Annotated in this window: 9 protein-coding genes and 1 CRISPR repeat array; of the genes, 3 read left to right on the top strand and 6 right to left on the bottom strand. The window is 46.5% G+C overall.

Going from position 1 to position 9,536, the window contains the following annotated elements:
• The first annotated feature begins 300 nt into the window (after nucleotides 1-300).
• The 3 genes from cas1 to csn2 are packed head-to-tail and all read left to right on the top strand — an operon-like array spanning nucleotide 301 to nucleotide 2,151.
• A complete protein-coding gene (cas1, locus tag JUF13_RS03520; protein WP_203637738.1) occupies nucleotides 301-1,206 on the top strand; it encodes a type II CRISPR-associated endonuclease Cas1 in 906 nt (301 codons plus the stop codon).
• Nucleotides 1,184-1,489, top strand: coding sequence for a CRISPR-associated endonuclease Cas2 (gene cas2, locus JUF13_RS03515; protein WP_203637737.1), 306 nt, complete (start codon nucleotides 1,184-1,186; stop codon nucleotides 1,487-1,489). The genes cas1 and cas2 overlap by 23 nt, the downstream gene beginning before the upstream one ends.
• Entirely contained in the window at nucleotides 1,486-2,151 is a 666-nt protein-coding gene (csn2, locus tag JUF13_RS03510) for a type II-A CRISPR-associated protein Csn2 (protein ID WP_203637736.1), read from the top strand. The genes cas2 and csn2 overlap by 4 nt, the downstream gene beginning before the upstream one ends.
• 34 nt (nucleotides 2,152-2,185) lie before the next feature.
• Nucleotides 2,186-4,334: a CRISPR direct-repeat array (repeat unit 36 nt; unit sequence GCTTTAGAAGTACTGCAAATCAATAGGGTCAAGAAC).
• Nucleotides 4,335-4,417: 83 nt separating this feature from the next.
• On the opposite strand, the gene JUF13_RS03505 is transcribed toward csn2, so the two are convergent.
• The 6 genes from JUF13_RS03505 to JUF13_RS03480 all read right to left on the bottom strand — a co-directional run bounded on the left by JUF13_RS03505 (nucleotide 4,418) and on the right by JUF13_RS03480 (nucleotide 9,531).
• Complete coding sequence (locus JUF13_RS03505; RefSeq protein ID WP_203637735.1) at nucleotides 4,418-5,074, bottom strand: EAL domain-containing protein; 657 nt, start codon at nucleotides 5,072-5,074, stop codon at nucleotides 4,418-4,420.
• A gap of 177 nt (nucleotides 5,075-5,251) precedes the next feature.
• Complete coding sequence (locus JUF13_RS03500) at nucleotides 5,252-5,779, bottom strand: GNAT family N-acetyltransferase (protein ID WP_203637734.1); 528 nt, start codon at nucleotides 5,777-5,779, stop codon at nucleotides 5,252-5,254.
• A gap of 93 nt (nucleotides 5,780-5,872) precedes the next feature.
• Nucleotides 5,873-6,748, bottom strand: coding sequence for a zinc ribbon domain-containing protein (locus JUF13_RS03495; protein ID WP_203637733.1), 876 nt, complete (start codon nucleotides 6,746-6,748; stop codon nucleotides 5,873-5,875).
• Nucleotides 6,749-6,772: 24 nt separating this feature from the next.
• Nucleotides 6,773-7,582 carry a zinc ribbon domain-containing protein gene (locus JUF13_RS03490; RefSeq protein WP_203637732.1) on the bottom strand — a complete coding sequence of 270 codons (810 nt, stop codon included), beginning with the start codon at nucleotides 7,580-7,582 and terminating at the stop codon, nucleotides 6,773-6,775.
• Nucleotides 7,583-7,594: 12 nt separating this feature from the next.
• The gene (locus JUF13_RS03485; protein WP_203637731.1) at nucleotides 7,595-9,073 is read right to left on the bottom strand and encodes a zinc ribbon domain-containing protein; all 1,479 of its coding nucleotides are present in this window, start codon (nucleotides 9,071-9,073) and stop codon (nucleotides 7,595-7,597) included.
• A gap of 17 nt (nucleotides 9,074-9,090) precedes the next feature.
• On the bottom strand, nucleotides 9,091-9,531 hold the full coding sequence (locus tag JUF13_RS03480; protein WP_203637730.1) for a zinc ribbon domain-containing protein: 441 nt from the start codon (nucleotides 9,529-9,531) through the stop codon (nucleotides 9,091-9,093).
• Between the last annotated feature and the right edge of the window lie 5 nt (nucleotides 9,532-9,536).

Raw genomic sequence — 9,536 nt, 5'->3', positions numbered from 1 at the left:
TGTGGAATACACTTAAGGTTCATAGCAACTTGGTTCGTGGTCGAAGTGGATTGCGAATAGACTAGCACTACGCGTTAGATAAAAAATAAGTAAATGAAAAAGAGCCCCTCACTGATGGTTTCAATGAGGGGCTCTGACTATGTATGGCTCGATAACGGGCTCATAAGATAAAACTTGGTGGCATGAACCACCTTGTCTGACTTTAACGCAGTACTGCAAATCAATGGGGTCAAGCAGGTCAACCTGACCAACAACAGAATACCACGTTGCGAAGGGCAACGCAAGAAGGAGGTCGTTTTAATGGGGTGGCAAACAATTGTTGTGAGCCAACATGCTAAAATTTCGTTGACTGCTGGAAACTTGGTGATTCAGACGGATTCAGACAGGTTACACGTCCCCGTGAGTCGGTTGAATGTCGTTGTGGTTCAGACTTTACAAGCTGTAATTACAACGGCAGCGATTGCGGCACTGACAGAAGCTCACGTGAAGGTGATTTTTACAGGACGAGATGGTCAACCAATCTGTGAGACGGCGGAAAACTATCCGAATGCACGGACAGCAGCGCTCGTAACTTCCCAAGTTAACTGGAATCAATCACGAATTGAGAATCTATGGACACGTATTGTGGCAGCCAAATTACAAAATCAGGTGGCTGTAGCAAGCTTTTTGGATGCCGATGTGGCGGACCTGGTTGATGAGGTAGATAAACTAGAGTTGAATGATGCGACTAATCGAGAGGCTGTGGTGGCGCGGCAATATTTTCCATTGATCTTTGGAAATGATTTTTCACGGTCTGACTTAGTACCAGAGAATGCCGCATTAAATTATGGTTATTCAATTCTGTTATCGCTTATTGACCGGGTAATTGTTTCTCGTGGCTATCTAACTTGTTTCGGGATTCACCATTGTAACGCTGGAAATGGCTTTAATTTAGGCTCGGATTTGATGGAACCTTTCCGACCAATCATTGATTATTGGGTGGCACAACAGAGGTTTCAAGACCTGACGCCGGATGTTAAGTTTGGATTGATCAGACTGTTTGATTTAGAAATGACCTATCAAGGAAAGAAGGAGCTCTTTAGTAACGTTGTTGAAAAGCATGTCGTTAGTTGTTTGAAGTATTTAAACGAGGAGACAGATCAAATCAGAATCGAGGTTGAGATTCCAAATGAGGTATCAAATTATGCGATTAATGATTATGTTTGATTTACCCATGGTGAGCAGCGAGGATAGGAGAAACTATCGCCATTTTCGTAAAGCATTGATTTCAGAGGGGTTCTTCATGATGCAATTCTCTGTTTATGTACGTGTCTGTGCTAACTCTAAGAATGCAAAGTCTGTGGAACAGCGAATTTCAGCCATTACACCGAAGGAAGGTCTGGTTCAGTCAGTCATGTTGACGGAAAAACAGTATCAGGCCATGCACTTTATTTCTGGTGAACCCAATCAAGACATTATCAATTCAGCGGAAAGGACCATTATGATATGAATCTTACATATTATAGTTTTCCACCGTTTTCTGTGGAACCTGGTAAGGTGACCGTAATTGATACCGGCGCACAACGGGTCTATCGTGAGTTAACCTTTGGCCTGCAGGGAAGAGAAGATACGATTAAACTAAGTGATACCGATTTTGCGTCAGTTCCGTTAAAGACAGGAGCCCAATGGTATGGAGATCCGATGTTGACGCTCAATTTGAATACTTTATTTCAGCGAAAGTTGCAGAGTCAATTAATGAAATTACTGGCTGATGATGAGGTGGTGAAATTAGCGGATGGTCTCAGGGAATTGTTGTCTAAAATTTTGGCCGATAGCTACTTAATGGATGTCCCTCTGGAGTTGCCGGAAATTCCAGAGTTAGCGAAACTGGTCAAATTTAGTGGTATCCAGTTAACGCCAGACTTACAAGATGATGCCTATGGTATAATTGAGACATTAATCAAGGTACTAGTAGAGTTGAATGATCATCACATGATTGTTCTGACCAATGTTAGTCATTATCTTCAGGTCAGCCAGCTACAATTGCTGGTGAGGTTCATGGCTAACGTCGACTTGCCACTGCTTCTAATCGAATTTTCACCTAGTCAACGTAAAGACTATTTTAAAAAATGTGACTATCACTACATTGATAGCGATTTTGTTCTCTGGTAGTTTTTTATGATGAGATACTGGTGTGAAAACAACGGCTTTAGAAGTACTGCAAATCAATAGGGTCAAGAACGCTAGTCCTGCTGATGGTAATGTGCAAGGTGCTTTAGAAGTACTGCAAATCAATAGGGTCAAGAACACGTTTACGTGATTGTTGATGGCACTCCAAGCTTTAGAAGTACTGCAAATCAATAGGGTCAAGAACCAGCCACTTTTATATCATCATCAATCCATGGCTTTAGAAGTACTGCAAATCAATAGGGTCAAGAACTGGTTTTGGTTAAGGTTAAGACTAGGTTAAGCTTTAGAAGTACTGCAAATCAATAGGGTCAAGAACTTTTTCTCCAGTCTGTGGTAATTGCTTCTTGCTTTAGAAGTACTGCAAATCAATAGGGTCAAGAACATATCATTACCTCCTAGGCACACCATCGTGGCTTTAGAAGTACTGCAAATCAATAGGGTCAAGAACTACGCCTCAATTGAAGGTGCTGCTTTTGTAAGCTTTAGAAGTACTGCAAATCAATAGGGTCAAGAACTTCTACCATTCCACATCCTGGACGAACCTAGCTTTAGAAGTACTGCAAATCAATAGGGTCAAGAACTACGCAAAACTTCCGGGACTTTACCGAAGAGCTTTAGAAGTACTGCAAATCAATAGGGTCAAGAACTCCAGAGGACACAGAGTTAATCTACGAGGTGCTTTAGAAGTACTGCAAATCAATAGGGTCAAGAACGCAACTACATCACGGCAAATAAGGCTATGGGCTTTAGAAGTACTGCAAATCAATAGGGTCAAGAACCCTGGGAAAGTTAGCTAGCCTGTTTGACGAGCTTTAGAAGTACTGCAAATCAATAGGGTCAAGAACCGCGCGGAAAGTCGACGGGTTCGTGCGCGTGCTTTAGAAGTACTGCAAATCAATAGGGTCAAGAAGTCCAGAACCGTTTGTTACTTGTGACCCGCTGCTTTAGAAGTACTGCAAATCAATAGGGTCAAGAACAGCCGGCAGCACGCTTCAAAGAGTCCACGAGCTTTAGAAGTACTGCAAATCAATAGGGTCAAGAACTTTTTAGGCAAAGAAAAGCCCCTCATGGCTGCTTTAGAAGTACTGCAAATCAATAGGGTCAAGAACTGACCGTGAACGTTAGGAGGCGAAACTAATGCTTTAGAAGTACTGCAAATCAATAGGGTCAAGAACCTCATCTCGTCAAAACTTTACTAAGGCACAGCTTTAGAAGTACTGCAAATCAATAGGGTCAAGAACCTCATCTCGTCAAAACTTTACTAAGGCACAGCTTTAGAAGTACTGCAAATCAATAGGGTCAAGAACCTCATCTCGTCAAAACTTTACTAAGGCACAGCTTTAGAAGTACTGCAAATCAATAGGGTCAAGAACCTCATCTCGTCAAAACTTTACTAAGGCACAGCTTTAGAAGTACTGCAAATCAATAGGGTCAAGAACCTCATCTCGTCAAAACTTTACTAAGGCACAGCTTTAGAAGTACTGCAAATCAATAGGGTCAAGAACTAAAAAGTTCACGGTAACTGTTCAGGGGCAGCTTTAGAAGTACTGCAAATCAATAGGGTCAAGAACTTAATAAAATAAAACTTATAAGTGTCATCGGCTTTAGAAGTACTGCAAATCAATAGGGTCAAGAACGGATGAAAACGTTCTGACACAACAGCGTGAGCTTTAGAAGTACTGCAAATCAATAGGGTCAAGAACAAGTCAAAGCCATGTACCTACAGAGCCTACGCTTTAGAAGTACTGCAAATCAATAGGGTCAAGAACTTTGAAAGTCTTGGCCACCGCGCCCACGAAGCTTTAGAAGTACTGCAAATCAATAGGGTCAAGAACGAGCGGTGCTTTTTCTGTATATGAGTCAACGCTTTAGAAGTACTGCAAATCAATAGGGTCAAGAACCAGTGTATTCACTTTGAAGCATCACATTAGGCTTTAGAAGTACTGCAAATCAATAGGGTCAAGAACATGATTGTACTAAGTGGCACGATTGGCGCAGCTTTAGAAGTACTGCAAATCAATAGGGTTAAGAACCGTATGAATTTCTTTACTGAACATCGCTGGGCTTTAGAAGTACTGCAAATCAATAAGGTCAAGAACAATAGATACCTAAGGTAACCGTCCAGGTCAGCTTTAGAAGTACTGTAAAGCAGTAAGGTCAGAATCAAGGATACAAAATAAGTAATAGAACAAAAAACGACACGCAGCCAACCGGCCAGCGTGTCGTTTCATTTTGGTTAAGTATGCAATTACCCAGCGTAGGGCACAGGTTTACTGTAATAGTAACCCTGGGTCGTGCCGGCGTTGTATTTCTTTGCCAACGCCACGTCGCTTTGGTCCTCGATGCCTTCCAGCGTGAAGCCGAGCTGGTACATATCGGCAATCTTACGCCAGGAGCTGAGGCTCGGCAGCAATTCTTTTTGCCGGTGTTGGAGCCGGAAATTTTGCATGGCGAACTTGATATTGTCCATGAAGGGCAGGATATCTTGCACAGCTGGGCACCACGGATTGTCCGTGCCGACGTCATCCAAGCTCAATTTGATGTCAAACGCCCGGTACAGCGACACGTAACGGTGGAGTTCCTCCAGCAGAGGGGCTTCCGTCAATTCGACGATTAATTTCAAATTTTTGATGGATTTCTTCAAGTGGATCAAGTGGCCAATTGTCCGGCGGTCCGTGAATTGTTCACGGTTTAGGTTTAGCGAAATCTCGGGATTATCTTTGTGATCCTTTAAAATGTTCGTGATTTCTTGATAGGACAGTGACACCTGTTGGTCCATTGGAAGCGCTGTGAAATCGGTTGGCGTCACCCAGTAATCGTGACAGTAAGAGCGTAATAACAGTTCGTAACCAGCTAACTTCTGCGTTGCCGCGTTCACTTGCGGCTGGACGAAAAATCGATACATTTTAAAAGAAAATCCCCTCTCTACTAAAACAGTCTAATAAACAATAGTGACCATTATACATCATTGCGCAATTAATTTACAGCCATAATGGTGCATGACTTTAGCAATTTGGCACCCCAAATTCAGCCGGTCGTCCGCTAAGTGAACGCGGACAGCCCGTAAAATGGTGACACTTGGTTAATCCGCTAAATTCAGCTCATAGGCGTGACGGAGGTTATCGCCGGGTTCGTCCACGCGAATCTCGCCGCGGTATTGGTAGCCTAAGCTCCCGGCAATCGCCTGCATCCGCTGGTTCATGGCATGCGTGTCGATGCGGAAGTTGCGGACGCCTTCTTGGTAGGCCTGGCTGATCAGGTTGGAGAAGAAGTAGTGGCTCAGGTGTTGCCCGGCAAAGCCAGCGCTCAGGGCAATCCGGTGAATCGTGGCGTAGGGCGCCGTCGTGTTGTGCCAGCCCTCACCATCAATTTCGTGGTAGTTCGGGTCGTCACCGACCACCTGTGCGGCGGTTCCGGCCACTTGCCCATCAACCATCAATAGCCAGCTCTGTTGGGCCATGATGTCGCGTCTGATGGCCGCTTCGTCCGGGTAGCCATCTTGCCACTGTGGACTGCCATCGGCCTTCAGCAGGGCCTTAGCGTTAGCGATAATGGGCATGATAGCTGGCACGTCGGCCGCCGTTGCCCGTTTCAAATAAATTAAACTCATTGTTTGTCCTCCATTTGGTGTGTTTATAAATTCTAGAATACCACTTTAAATCTCGTAATTAAAAACGCCGGGAAAATTTCCTGGCGTTTTTGTTTAATAATAGAATTTTTCTAGTAAGTGACTGAGATATTTGAAGAAATTAAGTCCTGAGTGGTAAGCATACTTGCCAATAAAAACGAGACCAATGACGGTGACGGCTGTCGCAATGATCAGCAGGTAAATCTTATCTAGTCGCGGAGCCACAATATCTATCGTCGTCGTGAAATATTGCAGCGACAACATAAGTATAGTGATAACGACGAGGGCAACCATAAAAAGTATAATTCGCTCAAATTTCTTATCGGTAACCGTGTAGCTATCACTAGATTTTAAGGTGGTGGTGAAGTTGACAAATACAGCAATAATCAGTAAAGCAACATTGGCAATCACGAGACTACTTGCGCTAGTGGCAAAGTGATTTGTAAATTCCAAAAAGTTTCGGGGAGCCTGGGCGTCTCCGAGTTGTCTAACGACGTAGGCCACAATCAGGAAAAGCGCGTAGATGAAGAGGGCAATTAAGAACAAACCGAAGGCAAGTTTGCGGTGAATCTCGCCAGCTGGCATCATGGCACGAACCTTGGTTGAGTATTGCGCAATCGACATGAAGATAAAATGATTGGCGATTAAGTACGCAATCATCGTTGTCAGTACCAGGTTGATCAGCAAGAATCCAATGCCGAAGAAATGGTTGGCGTTAATTGGCGCTAGTGTGGGTTGACGAAGAGCGTCTCGCCACCAAGAGAAAAAGTTTCCCGTGAAGTTTTCTTTGGGGGTGTCCTGGGTGGGCACAGAGTCGGGAGTTACTGGTTCTTGGGGCGCTTCGTTATGTGCAGAAGCAACGCTACCAAGTTGATAGCCGCACTTGGGACAGAATTGGGCAGTGCCGGAGAGCGGGTTGCCACAATTGGGACAAAACTTAGGGTTATCCATTAGGGGACCTCCTTTGACTAATTTTTATAGAGTTGGCATGGCGTGTTGCTTGACTAGGAAATAGATAATTCCGGCGCAAATAACAATTAATAAAACTTCAGAGGCTAGAATCACGTAAAGCTTTTCCCAGCGGGGCTTCTCCGTCTCACGAATCGTATTGTAAACGTAGCTGAGATTAAACATTAATGTCAAAGGTATTAGTAACACGGGCACCCAGTAATCCGCTGAGTAGTCGGAATCAATTTTGATCATGAAAGTTGCAAGGAAAGTTACCAGACTAATAATCAAAGCAAAACTAGAGATCCCGGCAAACTGGTTGGTAAACTCCCAGAAGTTTAGTTCGGCGCGTTGGTCATTTAGACGACGGATACCGTAACTTAACCCCAAGGTAATCAAGATGAAGAGCAAAGTGAGGATACCCAAGCCGATTGCTGTGCGCAGGCTATTATGGCCAATCTCACTAAACACATAGGCAGAAGAGCTGTCATATCGTGCTTCAACCGTTCTTGAGGCTTTGTCGACAACATCAATCATGATAATTGTTAGGAGCAATTCGATCAGCAGCAATCCTGGGCCGAACAGCCGGTTAGCGCCGACGATGGGTTCGGCTGGATGTTTTAAAGATTCTGCGAACCAAGTAAATGGATTAGCCGTTGGGTCGGTGGTTCTCTGTGGGGCTGCTTGTACGGGTTCAACTGGCGCTGATGGTTCCGGTTGCGGCTGACTAACCGAGTCAGTCACGTTAGCCAGTGCGAAGCCACAGCGGGGGCAGAATTTAGCGTCCGCACTGAGTTGGTTCCCACAGTGGGGACAGAACTTAGTACCGTTTTCCATGGGGAAGCCTCCTTAATCGTCTTCGTGGCGGTCAGACGTCTTCACAGCGTGGCCGTACTTCAAAATTTGATAGCTTTGTGATGAATCGTCACTAGCGGGTTGAACCGTGGCCGTGTACTGGAAGTCCTGCACGTGGTCGTAGTCGTAATCGCTCAAGCCAAACGTGTATTCAACCGTGAAGACCACTTCGCTAGTGCCATTCGGGCCGGGCTTAACGTCGGTCACGTCGGTATCCATGTTAATGCTATCGAGGTCGTCGTTGTCGTTGTACCCCTTGGCCATCTTTCTAAGGTCGGCGTAGTAGTCGTTGCTAGTCCCGTTGACAAAGAAGTCGGACATCTCGTCGCCATCGTCGTCGGTACTGTCGTCATGGTCCGAGAGATTTTGTGCGGCGTCGAACAGGTTCGAAATAAAGTCGTCCGCGTCACTCTGGTCCATCATATCCTTGTAATCCAAGTCGACGTAACTGCCGTCGTCATCCTTTTTCAGCTTGGTGGTTGGCGTGGTTGCCTTCCCGGCACTGGACGTGTAGGCGGCGTAAACGCTCATGTCGGACGTCCACGGTTCGTTCTTGATTTGGTAAGTCCCCGTGCTGTCGGCGGTCCCAATCTTCTTGCCGTTTAAGTACACGTTAGACCCCGCAACGGTGTCTAGTTCCACTGAAATAGTGGTCAGTTCCAAATCATATGTCTTGTTACTAGTGATGTGGTAATCACTACTGTTGGTCAGGTTGTGGCCACCAATTTTCCCCTTGGATTGCAGGTGGTATTCACCAGGCACCATGGCGGACAGTTTCTTGGTGAAGCTGTCAGACGTGGCGGTCGCAATCTTGTGGTTATCCAGCGTGATCACGTTGCCGGTATGGTTGGTCGTGACGGTCGGGTAGACCGGGCTCACGCTAATCTGGTACTTCGGGAAGAACAATAGGTGATGGCCGTTTTGTTCATAAACGAAATCGCCGTCCGTACTGCGGCCGCTGTTATCGAGATCAGCCTTCAGCTTGCTCAAGTCCTGGGAATGGTCGCTGTAGTAACGGTTGATCGGCAACAGTTTAGATTTGCTCAGCGTCAAGTCGGAACTCGCGCTGGTGAAGTCGTCCGTCAGGTGTTTGCCGCTCTTGATGTCGCTGATGGTCCGGTCCAGCGTTGCCGCGCGGGAGTAGTGATTGCTGCCCCACACGAAGAAGCCAATGACGGCTACCGCGGCGACACCGATCCCCCACCAGAGGCGTTTCTTTTTCTTCGACCACGGTTGCCGTGGCTTACGGGCTGGCCGAGTGGGGGCCGTCCGTTGTTGCGTTGGCGTGGTTGCTTGCGGTTGTTGGGGCGTTTGAAATTGGTTCGTGTCACCGGTAGCGACCTGTAAGTTGGCGCCACAGTTGGGACAGAACGTGTCTGTTGCCGAGACCGGTTGGCCACAGTTGGGGCAGAAGTTAGCGGCCCCGCCGCCAGGTTGATCATTGGCGGGGGCTGCGTAATGGGTTAAATGCATAAGGATTCCTCCAGTTATTAGTGCTGAGTGTCGACAATTAAAGCTTCACCGTACAGGCAGAGCTGACTCGGTTGCATGGGTTCCGGTTGGATGGAGACCCGGGCCACACCGTCGTATCCCTTGGCAAGCAAGAGAGCGTAAACGTGTTTCATCAGGTCTTCCCAGGCGGCCTTCGCGCCCGCACGTGGGGCGACGTCGCTTTCGGCAAACATTAGGCCGGCGGAACGGTAACCAGCGGGGATGTCACGGTCCTCGGTGATTCGGAAGTTCTTGGTCTGAGCGACCTCATCCGGCGTCAGTTCCAGGTCAAACAGGGGAAAAGTTTGGTCGGCTGCGTGGGGAATCAGGGCGTATTCGTCTGCGGCTGACAGGGTCGTGCCACATTTTAAACAGAAATTAGCGTCGGCGGCGTTCTGGTTGCCACAGTTGGAACAGATACGGTAGTAGGTTTGTTTCATAGGAA

It is taken from the genome of Levilactobacillus wangkuiensis (assembly GCF_016861605.1).
Lineage (GTDB): Bacteria > Bacillota > Bacilli > Lactobacillales > Lactobacillaceae > Levilactobacillus > Levilactobacillus wangkuiensis.
Note: the sequence above shows the minus strand (reverse complement) of the source record. Positions and strands in the feature narration are given on the sequence as shown.